This is a genomic window from uncultured Nostoc sp. (assembly GCF_964247315.1).
Lineage (GTDB): Bacteria > Cyanobacteriota > Cyanobacteriia > Cyanobacteriales > Nostocaceae > Nostoc.
Genome location: NZ_CAXTTT010000013.1, coordinates 48,180 through 66,364, shown reverse-complemented (window position 1 = coordinate 66,364; position 18,185 = coordinate 48,180). Strand labels below are relative to the sequence as shown.

Genomic DNA, 18,185 nt, shown 5'->3' with positions numbered 1-18,185 from the left:
TATCAGGCTGGTATATTAACTTTGAGATAAATGGAATCGCGATCGCACTTCAGTTATTTTTAAACGAACCGCCAAGACGCAGAGAACGCAGAGGGAAGAAAAGAGATATATTGTACTATCTTTATTTAATAAGTAAATCGCAAAGAAAGTCAAAGCAATGCCTTTATCTTTTGGTAAAATAAAGTTAAGACGGCATTAATAAATAGGGTTAATTACTATGACCGAATCAACGGCAAAACAACCTGCACGTCGAGGCAGAATTTTTCCAGAACGTACTTTACCACCAGAAGAACTTGCTAGACGCAAAGCTGAACGAGACGCATTTCATAAGCTTTGTCGAGCAATATTTGAGCGTGTACGTCCACAATATATCGAAAAAAATTATGGCTGGTATATTGCAGTAGAGCCAAATAGTGGAGATTATTTCATTGATGAAGATATAGAAATAGCTCATAGAAAAGCCCTTGAGAAGTACCCAAATGCTGTACACTGCGTTTTTTGCCTAAATGAAACTGGAGCAACTGGCAGAATATGATTCAGGGTACGTTTGCTAGTAAAGGACAGCTATTTTTTCAAATTGATTTGATTACATCTGATGGATTAAATCTGCCTGTGGATGCCATGTTTGATACTGGCTTCACAGGCTTTATGGCAATTAATAAACAAGATTTAGATAGTCTTGACTGGGCTTATATGGGGAATGAACCTCTGAGAACTGCACAGGGATAAATTATATTTGACAGATATTCAGGTAAAGTTTTATTGGATGAACAGGAATATGAGATTCCTATTTATGCAGGTGACGAAATTATAGAAGTTTTGTTAGGTTCAGAGTGGCTAAAACTTCTGCCGTTGGTGGTAAATTATCAGGCTGGTATATTAACTTTGGGATAACTGCGATGCCTACTGATGGCTACGCTTATGTATTTCACCTACTTTTAAACGAACCGCATTCGCGTAGCGTCTTGTAGAGAATAATGCAAAGAGCGCGAAGGTAAGAAAAGAGATATATTGTACTATCTTTAATTAATAAGTAAATCGCGGAGAAAGTAAAAGCGATCGCTATTCCAATCACTACCTTGAATTCTCCCTAAATAGCCTGTTAAGGGTGAAGAAAGTTCAATCAGTAAACCGTGAACTACTTCATCATTTAGTCGGGGATTATGAGTAACATTGTAATGAACACGAATTACTGTAACTGTGAAACTCAGATGTGTAGCTTTTAAAGTTTCGTTGTCTTGTTCAGAAAGTTCTTTGACTGCTGTGATAATCTGCGATCGCAATTTAATCTCTTTTTCAGCTTTATCAATATATTCACCAATTTTATAGTCAATTTGCCCAGGTTCTAGATATTGTTTTAATTCTACTAAGTTAATAGCACCTGGATATTTTGCTTTTAATTCAACGAGTTTTTGTACAGTCATTACATTTATAATACTGATTTGAGATATCTGAGCAGATTCTTTTAGATTTTTAGTTGGTTGACCTGGGCCAATAATCAACCGCATAGCTTGAAGATAATTTTCTTTAAGATGCGTTTTAGCAATCCTATCTAATTCTTCTACTGCACGATCAGGAATGCTTTTACCTGCTTTACATTCGCATACAAGAGGATAAGGTTGTGAGCAAAATAAGTCTAAGCCACCTGCACCACCTTTGTAGTTTTCCTCAACCTTGAATCCTAAAAAATCAAGGCTACGGCGTGTGATATTTTCAAAGTCTGTACCAGCCTGGTAGTTGCTTTTATCCTCATCTTTTTCGCGATCGCCCAATTTTGCAATATCATTTATCCAAGCTAAATTTGGATCGGGTTGCTTAATTAGCTTGTCACTACTCCAACCTAAGAAGACTTTGATATCATCGTCTAATTGTTTCGCTGCTGGTTGGCTAATGGTTAAGGATGCGATCGCACTCTGCAATTCTTCCAATTCAGGATGCAGTGGGGGTTCTAGCTTTTCTAACTGGTGTTTGTGTTGGGCGAAGGTGCGATCGTTTATTACTGGGTTGGCTTCAGAAACCGTTAGAGAATGAGGTAAACTAACAAATTTTCCTAGCTTATCCTGAATATTGGGATTGACTGATATTTCTTGAAATTGAGGTAACTGATAGACGCGCAAGTAAGCTAGGAAAAGATACTGTTGTTTTTGTAGTATCTCCTTTAATATTTTTGGTGTCCATATTGTTAATTTAGACAAAATTTCTAATGGTTTAGTCTCGTCTAAAATTTGGCAAAGCTCACATTTAGCCCAAGCTTAAATTGAAACTGAAGAATCAACAGGATAAAGTGCAAATCTTTGCCCAGGACGAATAAACATCCTGGGTAAAGCTGCGATTGTTCGCCCCTGTATTAAGGCTTCAATATCAGGGACGGGTAGACACAGCGCTGTTGAAATTGAAAACTGCTGATTCATTTCTAGTTAGCTATAGATTTAGGTCGATATTATCAGCATTAGCAACACTTTGAGGAATACTAATAGGTAATTGATCATCAGTTAAATTATCAGGTACTTGCCCAGAAGGATCACTTAAAATTTATCTAATTAGAGGATTGTTAATTGCTAGCTGCTTCTGTTTAATAAAGTCAAAAATTTGTTCTTCTGTTAATTCGTAATTTCTACAGTTATAGTAAAGAGATGAGATAGCTAAAAGAGGTTTAATATCTTCCTTCTGTAACAGTACCCATTCTCCACCTCGCTTTTTCAAAAGAATTCTCAAACATTCTTGAGGTACTGAGGGCTTTTTCCTAACCCTTTCTCTGCTGTAATTGTGATACCTACAGTTTCACGTTTTCCTTTACCGACTTGATCAACAGCATGAAAAACTGCATTAGAAGCATGAGCATTAATTGAGGGAACATCAGGAAAACTTTTACCCCATATTTGCGGTGGCCTGACAACAATATGGCCTGCAAATGGATTTTGATTTTTAATCAGATCATCAATGGTAGATGTTGTAACAGTCATATTATTGTGAAATTAATGTGTGAGGAGTCAAATAAGGTTTAAGGTTTTAGGCGTGTGGCATAGCAGCGTAATCCATCTAATTCTGTAGCTACCGAATCTTCAATTTTGTCGGGTGCGCTGTCTTCTACACTCCCGCCTTGTAGTTGCAAAATATCGTCGGCTTGTGTTTCCAGCAGCCAATCATTAAACTCTGTACGACTCACCCGATCGCCAATTCCTCTTCTAATGCGATAAATTGGCACTAGATTATTAAAGTTGTACTCATAGTTCAGCTTGTCGTATACTTCCAACGCCACGGATTTAAACTCGTCGTAAGATGCGATCGCACCCTTCCCATTAACCAGTACATCTGCACCAACTACCACAACATCTATCTGACTAATCCACTTCACCAACGCATTCGCCGCCCAAGTACCGACAATCGTCCCTTCAAACTTAAAATCGCCACTTCTCAAACCCTCACCCAATACCTCTAAACCCTTGCCAGATGTCAGAGAGTATCCCTTTTTGGAAATTGCGATCGCACCCTGCTTCTGTAATTCCTCGAATATGCCCTGATAATCTGCCACCTTCTGGCTTTTGGCTACAATTCGCTTAGTGAGTTGACCCTTCTTAACTTCCTGCTGCATTCCTCCCAAATCCCACAAAGCCAAAAGAAGACGAGTGCTAGTATTTTTTGATGTCATATTGAGTGTACTTTTTGACAAAAAGCATCATAGTAACTGTATCTTTCTAAGTTATTTATGCAGAAAAAATAACCGAGAAATTGCTGAAGATTTCGGCGTTTCAGCTAAATAGACTCATAAAAAATCAACAATATATTTCCTTGGGATGAATGCAGTTTCTCTCAAAGGCGGGATGGAATGTTTGAGAAAATCGACGATCATGACAGAGAAACGCTGTAGCTGTGCAGTTGTAAATTAAGTGGTATATGTTTTTTCAATTCCCAGCGAAATAACAGGAATTCCCACTTTGTTTTTGCAACAGCAAGGCTTTTAGCAAATACAGGTGAGAACGAAATCCAATGAACACAATATATAAAGAACGTAAAATAGTTTCGCGTCTATTTGCAGTGCTGCTTTCGGCATTGCTAATGGTGCCCTTACTGAGTAGCTGCGGAGGCGGTTCTAAGAACGCTTCAGTTCCACCACCTGTTGATGATACCGTCGGTAGAACAGTGAGCGATCGCAAGACTGCAAGCCAAACCGAAGTTAAGAAAGGATTGGGTACGGGGCAAAAAGTGGCCCTTTTGGCGGGAGCTGCGGCACTTTACTACATGTACAACCAACATAAGAATGCTCCCCAAGAAGGAGCGCAAGGTAAATACTATCTTTCCAAGAACGGGCGTGTATATTACCGTGATGCTGAACATCGCGCTCACTGGGTAACGCCACCATCAGAAGGAATTCGAGTACCGGAATCTGAAGCACAAAAGTATCGGGAATTCCAAGGCTATAATCGGAGTGCCACAGGTCGCGATCTAACTGGTATAACTTCATCCGCAGCTCCAACACTCTAGATCAGCGAAGCGTGTGTAAATAAGAAAGCGGGTTTCCCGGAGGATAACGCCGATCGCGCACGTCGGAAACACGAACTTAAATCAGGAGACAGATTATGGTAGATGAATTTTTCCGAAAGGCGAAAGAGTTGCTTTTGGGGTCGAACAGCGATCAAGCTGAAGAAGATGCTAAATTACGCGATCGCAATGTACGTCCAGCCAGCGAAGATCCCTACGGCGATCCCGCAGATATCGCATCTTACGGCAATGTTCGCCCAGCCAGTGAAGATCCTTACGGCGACCCCGCAGATATCTCGTCTTACGGCAATGTTCGCCCAGCTAGCGAAGACCCTTACGGCGACCCCGCAGACACAGGGGAGTTTGGTGACGTTCGCCCAGCCAGCGAAGATCCCTACGGCGACCCCGCAGATCAGGATTCCCGCCGTTAACGCAAAACCTAACCTCCCAGCCTCCTTCCCTACCAGAAAATGGAGACAATTGAAAGCCTCTTTTCTTCTAGAGGAGAGGTTTGGAAAGGAATTTACAGGTTTGATTTATAGGGTGATAAATTTCGGAATAAAAAATAAGGCAGTGGGATTAGAACCTACTGCCTTTTATTTTTGCTGCGATTCCTACAAATTACGAATTACGAATTATTTTGTTATCCAAAATTTCCTGCGATCGCTCAATATTTTGACGTACAGATCGAGCAGCGCCACCGTTGCCAGTTCTTTCTACCAAATGTTCAATCGTGGTTGCATCCAGCAATTCAGTGATGGGAATGCCGTTAACAGTAGCATAACCAGACAAGGGAACCATTAAATCGCCGTGGCTACCCAAATACCATTGCTTTGACATCGGCGGGTAAAACGTCCAATTCTAGGGCAATGAAGGTTTCAAAACGGGCGGAATCTAACATACCAATAATGCGATGTCTAATGACAAGCCCCTTCTCTACGAGACGCTCGGCGAACGGGTCTATGTGTAGTAAACCTGTTGCTTGCCAAGCTAAACAAGTCATCACATCCAACGGATTGGTGACGACAATAAAAATAGCATTGGGAGAATGAGCGATGTCTACGACGGGCTACGCCTATGCATTTTTTGCCGCTTCCACTACAATGTTGGCATTGATTTTCAGCAAATCATCCCGACTCATCCTTGGTTTGCGGGGAAGTCCGGCGGTAATCTCAGGAGTCCGAATAAATCCTGAATTCTGAATTCTGACTCCTGAATTCTTTTTTATTTATTTAAACTCTTCGAGTTGATCCACACGTAACCAAATATTAGGTGTTGGCACTTTCCCAAACTTTATCAAGGCGTAATCACCTTTGATATCGACAATTTCGCCCTTGGTTTCAAACAAATAAGAAGGAAAGCGAGCATCACTGGCTTTAGCCTCCAGACTGTTTTCTAGTTTTTCGCGCACAGCGCGAACCATATCTCCTTTTTTGACTGCCATGATTTCCTCTCTCAAATTTCTAACGTCTTTCACCTGCATTTTAAAAGAGTTCCGAGTAGAAGTAAAAACTCTTAACTTCTGTAGAGACGCGATTAATCGCGTTTCTACTCTTAATTCCTAACTCCCCTTAACGTTTGACACTCGGAGCAAAAATGACTAGATCGCCCAGCTAACCTAATCCGTTGAATTGCTGTACCACAAACTCGACAGGGTTCTCCAGCGCGGTTATAAACCCAGGCTACACCACCATAATTGCCGTTAGTACCTTTGACATTTAAGAAATTACTAAATGTTGTACCACCAGCCTCAATGCTGGTTTCTAAAACTTGAATGATGGCTGTTCGCAAACGTTCAATTTGCTTTAGCTGCATATCTATACACAAAGTTTCAGGTAAAATTCCACTCTTAAACAAGGCTTCATCGGCATAAATGTTACCTAATCCCGCCACCACCGATTGATCTAGTAGCGCAGTCTTAATTGGACGGCGGCGGTTTTGGAGTTTGCTTGCTAGATATTCAACAGTGAATTCGGGTGAAAATGGATCTGCTGCCAGTTTTGCCAAACCAGTCATAATACTTTCTACAGCAACACCAGGCGGAACCCACCATATTTTACCGAAGGTACGCTGATCGACAAAGCGTAATTCCTGCTGTTCTCCAAAGAATAATCTAACCCGCGTGTGCTTGTGTAATGGTTCATCTCGATGCAGCCATAGTAGTTGACCGGTCATTCGCAGATGAACCCCTAGCCAGCTGGTTGATGAAGAGGAAGGGCAAGAAAGTTCGGCGAGGAGATATTTACCGCGACGATGCCAAGTAGCGATCGCATTTTTTTCAATTCCATCAACAAACTCACCAACAGAAAACGGGTAGGCGATGGTGCGATCAAGCAACACATCTCCTCCCGTGATTTCTTGGTTGAGGGTCAATTGATTTAGACCCCTTCGGACTGTTTCAACTTCAGGCAGTTCAGGCATTCAAGCTGAGTTAGGCAGGCAATTGTGATTTATTTAAGGAATCGAGGAAGAAGAGATGGAGGTAGTAACTTACATTATTCCCGTAAGTGGGTCGTATTACTACCCAAAAGAAACCGTAAATACCCGCAAGGCGGCTCTCGCAGATTAGGGTAGGCTAGGACAAAGAATGAATGCACTGAAATTTTCAGACTTCATACTTCAGACTTTAAGACTACCCTTCATCATCGCATCAAACAACCCCCTTCTAGCTTTGCAGCTATTTTTTCGGTGCTTTAGCCTTTGGTGCTTCAACCTCGACTAATTCATCTTGGGCAAAGTTGTTGGTATTAATACCAGAGTAATTTACCTTGTCAAAGCGGACAATTACTGGGTATTTGATGCCGCTTTGGTCGATGGAAGCCACAGTTCCTAGATCCTGAAACCAGTAGGATTCAGGGCGGAGAATACGTACTTTAGAACCACGTTGAACCATGATTATTTTCCCTTTTAGTTATCAATCGCCAATCTAGAGGGCTAATTGATTTCACTCTACAACCTCAAGGTCGCAGCAAGAGTCTTTGTTAAGTTATTTGTCTGAATTGAAGACTGGGGATCGGGGACTGGAGACTGGGGAATGGGAAAAAGAGGAAATGGGGTGAGCATTGAATATTAGTTATTCTTTTTTCCTTATCTCCCCAACCCAAATTTAAAATTGTATTAGATACTACTTGACAAGGCACACGTTATAGCGTACCTTCGTTCGCAAACAGTTATTTTGTAGAAGCTTATGTTTTAGTTAAGACAAACACACTTCCCTCATTACCTCTGCCGATCCGCAGGTCGTTATCTATATAAGTGATATCTAACCAGCCTTGCTGTTTGTCACTGTTTATAGCAACATCAATTCCGGGAAATTTTCTACCTGCTTCAATTTGTTGGATAAAAGTTACCGGAGAATTGTATTCTATTAAACGTTGTAAGCCGATAATAGAACGCTTAAATTTCACTTGGACACGCCGACCTGAAACTGGCTCAAATTTAGCAGCAACGCTGACTAATCCTTCTAAATAAGGTAAGCCATAAATCTCAGCTATGTTGTAAACACTGGTAGTCTCTACCCGGATATACTGATAGATTTGACCCAGTTTGCATAAAGGTAGACGATCTAAGTTTAAAAGAGCCTTGCTAGTGGTGTATAGTAATCGCCAATTGCCATCTAGCAAATTACTAGCTTCCACCGGCCGGGGTGTAGGATTAAAGTCTTCTAAATTGGCGATCGCGATTAAGATAGCCTGTTTCTGTTCTTCGGTCGCCACTATACCGCGATTAGTAAGTGCGATCGCATCCATAAGAGCCGCTTTTTCCATCATCGCCTGTCACCTCAAAAATCACTTACTTTCCATCAGCATAAACAAGATATTCATGACATATATGTAGAGCCATAAAAATTACTAAGAATCGCTTGACTTAAGCCTTATGCTTATCAAATAAAAAATTTCTATCTGAATGCGGATTTATCAACTAAAGGGTTGAAAAGATAACTAAATTAATCCGTGTCAAGTGATAGACTCTAAATGTCAACTTACGTAAACCTTTTCTTGTCCTCACTCGATATGTTGAACTCTCCATTACGTGAAGAACCCCGTAACCAGCGAGCCGATGTCATCCCCCTAAAGCCAGAGTCCTCTTTGTTGGATTGGTTACAAAACAACGGTCGCATCATCGCGCGTGACCTTCACGAACCGGATTTTCAAGCTGACGAAGAAGGAATAGACTCCTTAATCGGTGTAGAAGATGGAATTGGCTACGACCTCGATGATGATGATGATATAGGAATCGCTGAGAATTAGCCTTTTCAGGCTAGGGACTTGGTAGTATCCCTAGTTAATGGTATTCAATTTTATAAGTGTGGAGTGAAGGGAAACTTCTGTGGACGCTAAATTATCTCCTGAGCAAGGATTAAATATTTCTGGAATCGTTCTAGCCTCTTTATTAGCCGTAGGGCTAGGCACAACAGCATTTTTCTTGGATTTGATCGCCAATCGGCTACCTTGGCAAAGTATGTCGTTAACCCTGCCACTGCTGTTGTGTGCGTTGGGTTCAGGTGTGGTGGGCTATTGGGTAATACCTTTACTTCAAGCACTTAAAACTGGACAAATAATTCGCGAAGATGGGCCTCAAGCTCATTTAAAAAAGGCAGGCACTCCCACAATGGGCGGTATATTTTTTATACCTGTATCTGTGCTACTTGCCTGTATATTGTCTAACTTTTCTAAAGAGGTGCTTGCAGTTTCGACTTTGACAATCAGCTACGGATTGATTGGCTGGCTCGACGATTGGCAAATTCTGCGCCGTAAATCAAATAAAGGTATATCTCCACAAACAAAACTGGCTTTGCAGGTGAGTTTTGCGGCTATGTTTTGTCTATGGCTGATGTTTAATCAACCTTCTAATATTACAAATATTGCTTTGCCTTGGGTGAGCTTCACACTACCCTTAGGATTTCTATTTTGGCCTCTAGCAGGTTTTGTACTAGTTGCAGAAAGTAATGCGACTAATTTAACAGATGGTATTGATGGTTTGGCAGCAGGAACAGTTGCGATCGCACTTTTGGCATTAGGTGCTTTAGTCGCGCCTACAGCACCAGGATTGATGGTTTTCTGTGCTGCTTTAAGTGGTGGGTGCTTAGGTTTTTTAGCTCATAATCGTAACCCAGCCCGCGTTTTCATGGGAGATACTGGTTCTCTTGCACTGGGAGGTGCTTTAGCTGCTGTAGCGTTATTGACAAACACTTTAGTAGCACTGTTTATTCTCAGTGGTATCTTCTTCGTAGAAACCCTTTCGGTGATGGCACAGGTAAGTTATTACAAAGCCACAAAAGGCCCCGATGGCAAAGGCAAACGTCTCTTCAAAATGGCACCCTTACACCATCATTTAGAACTTACTGGCTGGTCAGAATTGCAAGTAGTTGGAGTATTTTATATAATCGCTGCAATTTTGGCTACTATTTGTTTAGCGATCGCTCCATTCTGAATGTTTTAAAAACTGCTTGAATATAAAAAAACTCCCACATCTTCAGGGAGTTGTTTTTTTATCCGGTAAATTTATGAGTTTCTGATTTCTATGCTGGAAATGACGCTTGATGCCGAGTGAAGGGTTGCCCATTCTATGTTTGTGGTGTTATGAATTATTAATTACAGGTATTTACATACTCCATAACCCGATTCTTTCCTGTTCGCTTTGCCTCAAGCATCGCTTGATTTGCCCGATTCAGAAAATCCTTAACCGTAATCCCTGGTTCTGATACAGCTATTCCAAAAGAAGCAGTAATACTTTTGAGGATATGATCGCCGTCTTTCAATTGCATTTGTTCAACATCTAACCTTAATTCTTCTGCTCGCTTTCTGAGTGTTTCCAGGGTCATATTAGGCATCACAATCACAAATTCTTCACCACCCCATCTGCAAGCAATGTCAAAGGAGCGAATAGATTTTGACAGCAGTTTTGCTAATTCCTGGAGAACAATATTGGCAGTCACATGTCCATAGCGCGAGTTGTAAGATTTGAAGTCATCGATATCAAGGAAAATAACACTAAGAGGTTGTCCCGAACGTTCAGCCTCCGCTAGCCTTTGTCCTGTTATGGTTTGCATATAGTTTTGATTGAATAGTTGGGTCATCCCATCCCGCAAGTTCTCATAGGTTAGACGTTGTTTTATCGATAGATTATTTAGTGCAAAGGCTAAATATCTAGCAATAATCTCAGCAATTTGCTGATCTTCTGGGCTGATTTCTTCAAGGGCATAGATGTGTAAAATGCCAATTACTTCGCCTTTTGCAAACAATGGAACACATAAATGTACACCGCTAACAGGCGATATTAAGTGGTTACATATCAATCCAGGATGACAAGACGATGAAAGGTTTAATTTGCCTCTCCGCAATGCCCAACAATCAGATAGTGAAAATACTTCTTTACTGCTTATTTTGCGTCCCCAATTACTCTTCATCTGAACATAATTTTTGGAATCAGCAATTATATTGATACAACCACTCATATTAGGAAACAGCTTGGAACAGGTTAAAGCAACCACTTGATATATCTCATCTTCAGACTCGCAGGAATAAAGCATATCCGCCATATCTGTGAGATATATAAGTTCCCGTTTTTTTACCTCTAATTTCAATATTTTTTCTTCTAGCTGCCGATTTAGGTCAGTGAGCGATCGCTGTGTTTCGATGGATTCTGTAATATCGATACTGATCCCACCGATGCGCCAAGCGCCCGTTGCATAATCGCTAAATGGAAACTTAAACGATAGCCAGTAGCACGGCTGATCGTTACCAGGCATCTTTACCTCTTCAATCAGCTTCAAGGGGCGTAGAGTCTTCAAAATGATTTGATCGTTTTCCATTATCTGCCGCCCCTCTTCTGGATCTGGGAAGAATTCACTATTTCTTTTCCCCATCCATTCTTGTGGATCTAGCGAAAATCTAGACTGTAGCTCCTGGTTGTAGTAAAGCACTCTAGATTGCTCATCTATGATATAGGCTCCAAACGGGCCCTGATCTAGGAATAGCCGTTGTATCTGCTGCCTGCATTGAAGTTCGCAGGTATCTTCTTGATATCTGGCGATCGCCTCTACAATTTGATAAGCGGTTGGTATCAGGTAGAGTAAGGCAGACAAGGAAATAAATGCCATTAGATCGAGTACGCCTAAGTGCAGCAGGGACACTGATTTATGTGGCTCAAAGACCGCCAAAAGGTGATGAAATCCGCAAAATAGTACGAATCCACCTGATAAGAAAAATGCTAACCAAAACTTAGAAGGGATAGTTGCCTTAGTTTTGGCAAAGAAAATCCCTATTACTGTAGGGATACTAAAGTATGAAAATGCAGTAATGCCGTGAGCAATTATGCAATTCCAATAACTAAACTCTATCATTAACTTGATATCAACATCTTATTTGCTTAACTATAATTATCTCTTGGTAGCTTCAATATTCATGTGTACAAGGGATGAGATTAATGCGTCGTCCGTCTGAATTACTGCTTATTTCACCCGCTTACAAACCTGACTTACCAAGTGAGTGAGTTCGGGTAAAATCAATTTTTCCATCGCCAGGCGCACAGCATTACTGGAACCAGGAAGCGAGAAAATTAATTTATTTTGATAAACACCAGCAACAGCGCGAGAAGCGATCGCCCGCGAACCAATTTCTTGATAACTTAAAAAACGAAATATCTCACCAAATCCCGGTAAAGTTTTCTCTAGTAACTTCTCAATTGCATCGTAGGTGGTATCTCTTGGTGCAATACCTGTACCACCATTGAAAATTACAGCATCCAAATTTGCGCTTTTACCTAGATTTTCTATCTGCCCTTGAATTTGTGTTGGTTCATCTTTAATAATCGTGTAGGCTCCTACAGCATGGTTAGCGCCAAGAAGTAACTGCTGAATTAGTTGGCCACTTTTGTCTGTTTCAAAAGTGCGTGTATCGCTGACAGTAACTACAGCACAAGTTACTAAAACTTCAGGCGAGTCTGGATGGGGTTGTGGCATTATATGTCACTCGTGAACTTTTAATAATGGATAATTGGGCATGGTAAATGGCGCATTCATTGAACATGACAATTACCGATGCCCTATGCCCTATGCCCTATGCCCTATGCCTCATTTTTGCTCAGTCCCAGATCGTTTTCTTCAGCATACCGCTCCATGAAACGCATAAAGCGATCCCATTCTTGGGCAGATTTCATTACGTAAAGTGCTTCTAATGCTTCCGGTTTCCCGTTAATAAATTTAGCCTTAACTTCACGGGTTATTATCTCGCCTTCTTCGTCAATCAAGTACATCCCGGTAATATCTTCGGTAGTACCTTGATCTAAAATTTTCGGATTCGTAAAAATAAACGTCGCTGTACCACTCTCGCCAGTGCGCGATCGCGTCAAGCGCACATCTGGAATTACTTCTTCGTCAAGACCTCTAGAAAACTGGATTTTCGTCATGATCAATGAATTTAAACTTTTGTGATGGTTAATTTAATATTCTCTCATCAATTAGAACACCACGGTCTAGAGGCTACTGTTATTCATTTTTTTAGTGTATATACTTAAATTGCTTCTTTTTCAAGTAACAAAGTTACGGGGCCATCGTTTTCAATTGTAACTTGCATCATTGCACCAAATTGACCTGTTTCCACGTGTAACCCGCTAGCTCTTAATTTGGTAACAAAATGATTATACAAATCTGCTGCTGATTGGGGAGCGGCTGAACGGTCAAAAGAAGGACGACGACCTTTACGACAGTCACCGTAAAGCGTAAACTGACTGACTACTAACAAATCGCCGCCAATTTCTTGTACAGATTTTTGCCAACGGTCGTCTTCTTCTTGCTCAGGAAAGAGCCGTAATTCCAAGCACTTACGCACCATCCAGTCGATTTCAGCATCACTATCGGTATTAGCAATACCCACAAGCAAATTTAGCCCCCGCCCAATTTTGCTGATAATTTCACCATTCACTGTAACTTGAGATGATTTGACTCGCTGGATAACAACGCGCATTTTAACTAATTCGTAATTCGTAATTCTTGGCCAAACACTCGCACGTAATTTACAGTAGTTAGCAAGTTAAGAAGCTGATAATGCAGGGGAGTGAGAAATGCGATGTCTACGACGGGCTACGCCTACGCTATTCTCTCATTTTCATTGCTCAAAATCGATGGCGGAGCTATTAGGAATGCATTCCCAGGTTCCACCTGGGAACGAGTAGTAAGTTCCTAACTTCTAACTTTTATTTGCCAAAGCCTTTACCGCGAGAGGTTGAAGGTAGACAAATGCATTTTTCGAGTTGACTAATTAAAGCCTCACGATCCAAATTTTGACCAATCAGCACTATTTGGTTTTTCAATTGACCTTTCCATTCATCATCATCCAAAGTGAAGCGTTTACCACAAAGATGGAAAATATGACGCTTCGGACTTTCATCAAACCACATAATCCCCTTGGCTCGGAAGATATTTGAGGGTAGCTGGTTATCTAAGAAATACTGAAATTTCCTAATAGAAAAAGGCTTGTCACTCTGGAAAGATATGGAAGTAAAACCATCATTTTCTAAATGGTCAGAATGATGGTGATGAGCGTGATGGTCATGGTTATGGTCGTGATGATCGTGACCGCATGTTGAGTGGTCATGGTCATGGTCGTGATGATCGTGATGGTCGTGTTCATCCACCACTGTGTCAAAATATTTATCAGACTCAAACAGACCAACACTTAGAATTAAAGGAAGTGGCACTTGCGATCGCGTAGCGCGAATAATTCTTGCTCCTTCCTTGACTTCGTTAATTTTTCTTTCTAACTCGTTTAAAGTGGCTTCATCAACCAAATCAGTCTTGTTTAGCACAATGACATCACCATAGGCAATTTGGCTGTATGCTGCTTCAGAGTTAAATAAATCTAGGCTGTAATTGGCCGCGTCTACCACCGTAATAATCGAATCCAAACGGGTTAAATCCCGTAATTCTGTGCCCAGAAATGTTAAAGCTACTGGTAGCGGATCTGCCAATCCAGTTGTTTCCACTACTAGATAATCTAGATTTTCTTGGCGTTCTAAAACTTTGTAAACTGCATCTACCAAATCATTATTAATAGTGCAGCAAATACAACCATTATTTAGCTCCACCATGTTCTCACCAGTGGAAACAATTAGCTCGTTGTCGATGCCAATTTCGCCAAATTCATTTACGAGAACAGCGGTTTTTAAACCCTGTTGGTTGTTGAGGATATGATTGAGTAAAGTCGTCTTGCCACTACCGAGGAAACCCGTAATAATTGTTACTGGCATTCCTTGTTTGGGCGTATCCATTGCTGAAGATTCGGGTGTAACTGCTGATTGCATAGCGCTGTTATCAAATAGTCAAAAAATAGTAATGTAGCGCAGATAGTCCAGAAAACACTAGCGCCGCTACGCGGAAGTCAAAAGTCAAAAGTCAAAAGTCAAAAACCCTTGATTTCTAGGCTTTCGAGATTTTGTCCAATAGTATGTTGATTTCCGCCGTGACGTACTAGCATAGGGATGCTGGACTGTCATCCCAGCTGCTTTACCCTATTATCACGTATCTCTCTATTTCAGCATTACTCTATTATGACCCTAACCCTTTACAATACCCTCACCCGTCGTCAAGAACCGTTTGAAACTCTCGTTGCAGGCAAGGTTAAGATGTATTACTGCGGCGTGACGGTATATGACTACTGCCATTTGGGTCATGCTAGAGCTTGCATCGTTTGGGACGTAGTACGCCGATACCTCCAGTTTATCGGCTATGAAGTACGATATATCCAAAATTTTACTGATATTGATGACAAGATTCTTAATCGAGCCTGTCTTGAACATTCATCAATGGAGGCTGTAGCCGATCGCTTTATCAAAGCATATTTTGAGGATATGGCGCGGCTCTTGATTAAAGAAGCCGATGAGTATCCCCGCGCTACTCACACGATGAATGGCATTCAACGGTTAATTCATGAGTTGGAAAATAAGGGTTTTGCCTACCCTGCTGATGGTGATGTGTATTATCCAGTACGAAAGTTTTCTGAATATGGCAAACTTTCGGGACGCAAGTTAGAAGATATGCAAGCCGGAGCAAGCGATCGCGTCAATGTAGAAGATCCAGAGTACCAGAAAAAGAAAGACCCCTTTGATTTTGCTTTATGGAAAGCAGCAAGACCAGGAGAACCTGCTTGGGAATCACCTTGGGGCGCAGGCCGTCCGGGGTGGCATATAGAATGCTCGGCAATGGTGCGCGATCGCTTGGGTGATACCATAGATATTCATGCTGGTGGTGCTGACTTAATTTTTCCTCACCACGAAAACGAAATTGCCCAATCAGAGGCTGTAACAGGAAAACCCCTAGCGCGTTACTGGTTACATAACGGCATGGTGAAGGTAGATGGTGAAAAAATGTCTAAATCTTTGGGCAACTTCATCACTATTCGAGAATTGCTGGATCGAGGCGTTGACCCGATGGCAGTACGGTTGTTCGTGCTAACGGCTCAATATCGCACACCCATAGATTTTACCGACGAAGCGATCGCCGCAGCAACCAACGGTTGGCACACCATTAAAGAAGGTTTACTCTTTGGGCATCAATATACTGAAAAACTAGGTTGGGATTTAGGGACTGGGGACTGGGGACTAGGGACTGGGAATATCCCAATACCCGGTACCCAATACCCAGTACCCAATCCCTATATTGAACGCTTCCAAGAAGTTGTAAATAACGACTTTAATTTTCCTGGTGGGTTAACAGTGCTGTTTGAATTAGCCAAAGAACTGCGCCGTCAGGGAAATATTCTTGTGCATGAAGGGAAAACCGAAACATCAGCAGAGGAGTTACAGCTTCAATGGCAAACTCTCGTTACATTAGCTGGAGTTTTAGGTTTAAAAGCCGAGATAGAAACAGAAACTCACATAAGTAGTGGTTTAAGCGATGCAGAAATTGAAGCGAAAATTCAGCAAAGGCAAGAAGCACGTATTGCCAAAAATTTTGCCGAAAGCGATCGCATTCGTGACGAATTCCAAGCAGAAGGTATTACGCTAATTGATAGCCGTGATGGCACGCGCTGGCACCGAAATTAGAGGACAGAGGAGCAAAGGAGAATTGATAACCAATACCCAATGCCCCATGCCCAATGCCCAATCCCCAATTCCCCATTCCTTAAATTATGTGGTCTGAACTTAAAAAAGCGAGCGCTAGTTTCGATATTCCTGCTGATTGGATTGGTATTAGAGCCGTGAAGGAGACTTCTACAACCCGTTCAGTCCGTGACGCTTTACCCCAACTAAACGGCAAATCCTTCACTGTCGGAGCCATGCTGGAAGTTTTGGTCAATGGCTGTCTGGGTTATGCAGCTACTAACTCTCTAGAACTGTCTTCTCTACAAGCTGCTGCCCAAACAGCTTATAAACAGGCACTAGCAGCCAGTGAATGGTGGATACATCCCTTCCGTGAAACTGAGCGCCCTAAAGTTGTTGGTGAATATAAATCTCCATTTCTTGAGCCATTGGATGCTTTGAGTCCAGGGGAAATCAACGATTTACTGGTTCGTATTTGCCAAACGCTGAAAGTTGACAACAAAATTGTGCAAACCATAGCCAGTGCCAGCACCACTGAGAGAGAATCTTGGTTTGTTAGCAGCAATGGCTCAGAAGTCTATCAAAAAATACTATCTATAAGCACTAATTACAAAGCCACTGCCCAAGGTGGAGCGGTTGTACAGCAGCGCAGCAGCAACGGTTTGCAAGCAAACTGTTACCAAGGCGGACTCGAACTCTTAAAACAAGAAAACTTATGGCATCGGGTGCGGCAAATAGGCGAACAAGCAATAGAACTCTTGACAGCAGAAGAGTGCCCAACCACCCGTACCAATTTAGTTTTAGCGCCAGATCAAATGATGCTGCAAATCCATGAAAGTGTCGGGCATCCCCTAGAAATTGACCGAATTTTGGGAGATGAGCGTAACTATGCTGGGGGCAGCTTTGTTAATAAAAGTGATTTTGGCAACCTAGTATATGGTTCGCCGTTAATGAATATTACCTTTGATCCTACCGTGCCTGGTGAATTTGCTAGTTATGGCTTTGATGATACAGGTGCTGTAGCAACACGGGAGTATTTAGTTAAAGAAGGTGTACTCGAACGGGGTTTAGGCAGTCTGGAGAGTCAAGTAAGAGCAGGTGTACCAGGAGTTGCCTGTGCCCGTGCTTCCTCATGGAATCGACCCGCGATTGATCGCATGGGTAACTTGAATTTAGAGCCTTTAAACGGCACTTTTGAAGACATTATTGGCGAGATAGAACACGGCGTTTACATGGAATCTAACCGTTCTTGGTCAATTGACGATCGCCGCTACAAATTCCAATTTGGTTGTGAGTACGCTAAATTAATTGAAAACGGTAAACTTACCAAAACCCTCCGTAATCCCAACTACCGCGCCACAACACCAGAGTTTTGGCATAGTTTAATTCAAGTCGGAGATGCCACAAACTGGCAAATGTATGGTACTCCTTATTGTGGCAAAGGAGAACCAAATCAGGCCATTTGGGTAGGACACGGTTCACCTGTTTGTGTATTTGCTAATGTCGAAGTTTTTGGTGGAGGAACTTAAATAATTCGTAATTCGTAATTTGTTATTGCGTTTTGCATAGGGATTTATACCCAAAACAAAATGCGTCTACTTGTAGTGGAGGATTTGAACCTGTCGAATAATTATGAATTAGTAATTACTAACTATGTTGAAAAAATA

Annotated in this window: 19 protein-coding genes and 3 pseudogenes; 9 read left to right on the top strand and 13 right to left on the bottom strand. The window is 41.6% G+C overall.

The features are described from left to right. The first annotated feature begins 217 nt into the window (after positions 1 to 217). The 3 genes and pseudogenes from ACFE93_RS06525 (at position 218) to ACFE93_RS06515 (ending at position 971) form a co-directional block, all read left to right on the top strand. Positions 218 to 535: a hypothetical protein gene (locus tag ACFE93_RS06525; RefSeq protein ID WP_375472547.1), complete on the top strand. Its 318-nt coding sequence runs from the start codon at positions 218 to 220 to the stop codon at positions 533 to 535. After that, a pseudogene (locus ACFE93_RS06520) lies at positions 532 to 894 on the top strand (aspartyl protease). The gene ACFE93_RS06525 and the pseudogene ACFE93_RS06520 overlap by 4 nt, the downstream one beginning before the upstream one ends. Continuing rightward, positions 834 to 971 carry a hypothetical protein gene (locus ACFE93_RS06515; protein WP_375472559.1) on the top strand — a complete coding sequence of 46 codons (138 nt, stop codon included), beginning with the start codon at positions 834 to 836 and terminating at the stop codon, positions 969 to 971. The pseudogene ACFE93_RS06520 and the gene ACFE93_RS06515 overlap by 61 nt, the downstream one beginning before the upstream one ends. Before the next feature lie 51 nt (positions 972 to 1,022). On the opposite strand, the pseudogene ACFE93_RS06510 reads toward ACFE93_RS06515, so the two are convergent. The 3 genes and pseudogenes from ACFE93_RS06510 to ACFE93_RS06500 all read right to left on the bottom strand — a co-directional run bounded on the left by ACFE93_RS06510 (position 1,023) and on the right by ACFE93_RS06500 (position 3,649). Further along, positions 1,023 to 2,411 (bottom strand): annotated as a pseudogene (locus tag ACFE93_RS06510) (DUF1802 family protein). Between the two features lie 300 nt (positions 2,412 to 2,711). Beyond that, positions 2,712 to 2,963 (bottom strand): hypothetical protein, encoded by a 252-nt coding sequence (locus tag ACFE93_RS06505; RefSeq protein WP_375472546.1) that lies wholly within the window; start codon positions 2,961 to 2,963, stop codon positions 2,712 to 2,714. A 38-nt stretch (positions 2,964 to 3,001) separates the two neighbouring features. Then, complete coding sequence (locus ACFE93_RS06500; protein WP_375472545.1) at positions 3,002 to 3,649, bottom strand: hypothetical protein; 648 nt, start codon at positions 3,647 to 3,649, stop codon at positions 3,002 to 3,004. A 338-nt stretch (positions 3,650 to 3,987) separates the two neighbouring features. On the opposite strand from ACFE93_RS06500, the gene ACFE93_RS06495 reads away from it, so the two are divergent. Next, positions 3,988 to 4,482: a hypothetical protein gene (locus ACFE93_RS06495; RefSeq protein WP_375472544.1), complete on the top strand. Its 495-nt coding sequence runs from the start codon at positions 3,988 to 3,990 to the stop codon at positions 4,480 to 4,482. A 95-nt stretch (positions 4,483 to 4,577) separates the two neighbouring features. Continuing rightward, positions 4,578 to 4,910 carry a translation initiation factor gene (locus ACFE93_RS06490; RefSeq protein ID WP_375472543.1) on the top strand — a complete coding sequence of 111 codons (333 nt, stop codon included), beginning with the start codon at positions 4,578 to 4,580 and terminating at the stop codon, positions 4,908 to 4,910. Positions 4,911 to 5,172: 262 nt separating this feature from the next. Here ACFE93_RS06490 and ACFE93_RS06485 read toward each other — a convergent pair. The 5 genes and pseudogenes from ACFE93_RS06485 to ACFE93_RS06465 all read right to left on the bottom strand — a co-directional run. Further along, a pseudogene (locus tag ACFE93_RS06485) lies at positions 5,173 to 5,650 on the bottom strand (hypothetical protein); the annotation flags it as partial. 57 nt (positions 5,651 to 5,707) lie between these two features. Beyond that, on the bottom strand, positions 5,708 to 5,923 hold the full coding sequence (locus ACFE93_RS06480; RefSeq protein ID WP_194042991.1) for an NAD(P)H-quinone oxidoreductase subunit O: 216 nt from the start codon (positions 5,921 to 5,923) through the stop codon (positions 5,708 to 5,710). 110 nt (positions 5,924 to 6,033) lie between these two features. Then, positions 6,034 to 6,900 (bottom strand): DNA-formamidopyrimidine glycosylase, encoded by an 867-nt coding sequence (locus ACFE93_RS06475; protein WP_375472542.1) that lies wholly within the window; start codon positions 6,898 to 6,900, stop codon positions 6,034 to 6,036. A 256-nt stretch (positions 6,901 to 7,156) separates the two neighbouring features. Continuing rightward, positions 7,157 to 7,372 (bottom strand): photosystem I reaction center subunit IV, encoded by a 216-nt coding sequence (locus ACFE93_RS06470; RefSeq protein WP_229451189.1) that lies wholly within the window; start codon positions 7,370 to 7,372, stop codon positions 7,157 to 7,159. 292 nt (positions 7,373 to 7,664) lie between these two features. Continuing rightward, positions 7,665 to 8,249 (bottom strand): PAP/fibrillin family protein, encoded by a 585-nt coding sequence (locus tag ACFE93_RS06465; RefSeq protein ID WP_375472541.1) that lies wholly within the window; start codon positions 8,247 to 8,249, stop codon positions 7,665 to 7,667. Positions 8,250 to 8,492: 243 nt separating this feature from the next. Between ACFE93_RS06465 and ACFE93_RS06460 the strand changes: the two genes are divergently transcribed. Together ACFE93_RS06460 and mraY are read left to right on the top strand one after the other, a co-directional pair. After that, positions 8,493 to 8,729, top strand: a complete 237-nt coding sequence (locus ACFE93_RS06460) for a DUF3134 domain-containing protein (RefSeq protein WP_375472540.1) — start codon at positions 8,493 to 8,495, stop codon at positions 8,727 to 8,729. Between the two features lie 79 nt (positions 8,730 to 8,808). Next, on the top strand, positions 8,809 to 9,912 hold the full coding sequence (gene mraY, locus ACFE93_RS06455) for a phospho-N-acetylmuramoyl-pentapeptide-transferase (RefSeq protein ID WP_375472539.1): 1,104 nt from the start codon (positions 8,809 to 8,811) through the stop codon (positions 9,910 to 9,912). Between the two features lie 157 nt (positions 9,913 to 10,069). On the opposite strand, the gene ACFE93_RS06450 is transcribed toward mraY, so the two are convergent. From ACFE93_RS06450 to ACFE93_RS06430, 5 genes are all read right to left on the bottom strand, one after another. Beyond that, positions 10,070 to 11,581 carry a diguanylate cyclase domain-containing protein gene (locus ACFE93_RS06450; RefSeq protein ID WP_375472538.1) on the bottom strand — a complete coding sequence of 504 codons (1,512 nt, stop codon included), beginning with the start codon at positions 11,579 to 11,581 and terminating at the stop codon, positions 10,070 to 10,072. Between the two features lie 351 nt (positions 11,582 to 11,932). Beyond that, positions 11,933 to 12,442: a molybdenum cofactor biosynthesis protein B gene (locus tag ACFE93_RS06445; RefSeq protein ID WP_375472537.1), complete on the bottom strand. Its 510-nt coding sequence runs from the start codon at positions 12,440 to 12,442 to the stop codon at positions 11,933 to 11,935. A 104-nt stretch (positions 12,443 to 12,546) separates the two neighbouring features. Continuing rightward, complete coding sequence (psb28, locus tag ACFE93_RS06440) at positions 12,547 to 12,888, bottom strand: photosystem II reaction center protein Psb28 (protein WP_104907468.1); 342 nt, start codon at positions 12,886 to 12,888, stop codon at positions 12,547 to 12,549. A gap of 104 nt (positions 12,889 to 12,992) precedes the next feature. Further along, entirely contained in the window at positions 12,993 to 13,445 is a 453-nt protein-coding gene (gene dtd, locus ACFE93_RS06435; RefSeq protein ID WP_375472536.1) for a D-aminoacyl-tRNA deacylase, read from the bottom strand. Positions 13,446 to 13,674: 229 nt separating this feature from the next. Beyond that, the gene (locus tag ACFE93_RS06430; RefSeq protein ID WP_375472535.1) at positions 13,675 to 14,781 is read right to left on the bottom strand and encodes a CobW family GTP-binding protein; all 1,107 of its coding nucleotides are present in this window, start codon (positions 14,779 to 14,781) and stop codon (positions 13,675 to 13,677) included. 246 nt (positions 14,782 to 15,027) lie between these two features. Here ACFE93_RS06430 and cysS point away from each other — a divergent pair, with 246 nt between their 5' ends. Then, positions 15,028 to 16,521 (top strand): cysteine--tRNA ligase, encoded by a 1,494-nt coding sequence (gene cysS / locus ACFE93_RS06425; RefSeq protein WP_375472534.1) that lies wholly within the window; start codon positions 15,028 to 15,030, stop codon positions 16,519 to 16,521. 86 nt (positions 16,522 to 16,607) lie between these two features. Beyond that, complete coding sequence (locus ACFE93_RS06420) at positions 16,608 to 18,047, top strand: TldD/PmbA family protein (RefSeq protein WP_375472533.1); 1,440 nt, start codon at positions 16,608 to 16,610, stop codon at positions 18,045 to 18,047. Positions 18,048 to 18,185 lie beyond the last annotated feature (138 nt).

Bases quoted from the DNA above. Each gene is read 5' to 3' on its own strand.
- ACFE93_RS06525 (WP_375472547.1), top strand. From the start codon at position 218: ATGACCGAATCAACGGCAAAACAACCTGCACGTCGAGGCAGAATTTTT.
- ACFE93_RS06505 (WP_375472546.1), bottom strand. From the start codon at position 2,963: ATGACTGTTACAACATCTACCATTGATGATCTGATTAAAAATCAAAAT.
- ACFE93_RS06500 (WP_375472545.1), bottom strand. From the start codon at position 3,649: ATGACATCAAAAAATACTAGCACTCGTCTTCTTTTGGCTTTGTGGGAT.
- ACFE93_RS06495 (WP_375472544.1), top strand. From the start codon at position 3,988: ATGAACACAATATATAAAGAACGTAAAATAGTTTCGCGTCTATTTGCA.
- ACFE93_RS06490 (WP_375472543.1), top strand. From the start codon at position 4,578: ATGGTAGATGAATTTTTCCGAAAGGCGAAAGAGTTGCTTTTGGGGTCG.
- ACFE93_RS06480 (WP_194042991.1), bottom strand. From the start codon at position 5,923: ATGGCAGTCAAAAAAGGAGATATGGTTCGCGCTGTGCGCGAAAAACTA.
- ACFE93_RS06475 (WP_375472542.1), bottom strand. From the start codon at position 6,900: ATGCCTGAACTGCCTGAAGTTGAAACAGTCCGAAGGGGTCTAAATCAA.
- ACFE93_RS06470 (WP_229451189.1), bottom strand. From the start codon at position 7,372: ATGGTTCAACGTGGTTCTAAAGTACGTATTCTCCGCCCTGAATCCTAC.
- ACFE93_RS06465 (WP_375472541.1), bottom strand. From the start codon at position 8,249: ATGATGGAAAAAGCGGCTCTTATGGATGCGATCGCACTTACTAATCGC.
- ACFE93_RS06460 (WP_375472540.1), top strand. From the start codon at position 8,493: ATGTTGAACTCTCCATTACGTGAAGAACCCCGTAACCAGCGAGCCGAT.
- ACFE93_RS06450 (WP_375472538.1), bottom strand. From the start codon at position 11,581: ATGGCATTTATTTCCTTGTCTGCCTTACTCTACCTGATACCAACCGCT.
- ACFE93_RS06445 (WP_375472537.1), bottom strand. From the start codon at position 12,442: ATGCCACAACCCCATCCAGACTCGCCTGAAGTTTTAGTAACTTGTGCT.
- psb28 (WP_104907468.1), bottom strand. From the start codon at position 12,888: ATGACGAAAATCCAGTTTTCTAGAGGTCTTGACGAAGAAGTAATTCCA.
- dtd (WP_375472536.1), bottom strand. From the start codon at position 13,445: ATGCGCGTTGTTATCCAGCGAGTCAAATCATCTCAAGTTACAGTGAAT.
- ACFE93_RS06430 (WP_375472535.1), bottom strand. From the start codon at position 14,781: ATGCAATCAGCAGTTACACCCGAATCTTCAGCAATGGATACGCCCAAA.
- cysS (WP_375472534.1), top strand. From the start codon at position 15,028: ATGACCCTAACCCTTTACAATACCCTCACCCGTCGTCAAGAACCGTTT.
- ACFE93_RS06420 (WP_375472533.1), top strand. From the start codon at position 16,608: ATGTGGTCTGAACTTAAAAAAGCGAGCGCTAGTTTCGATATTCCTGCT.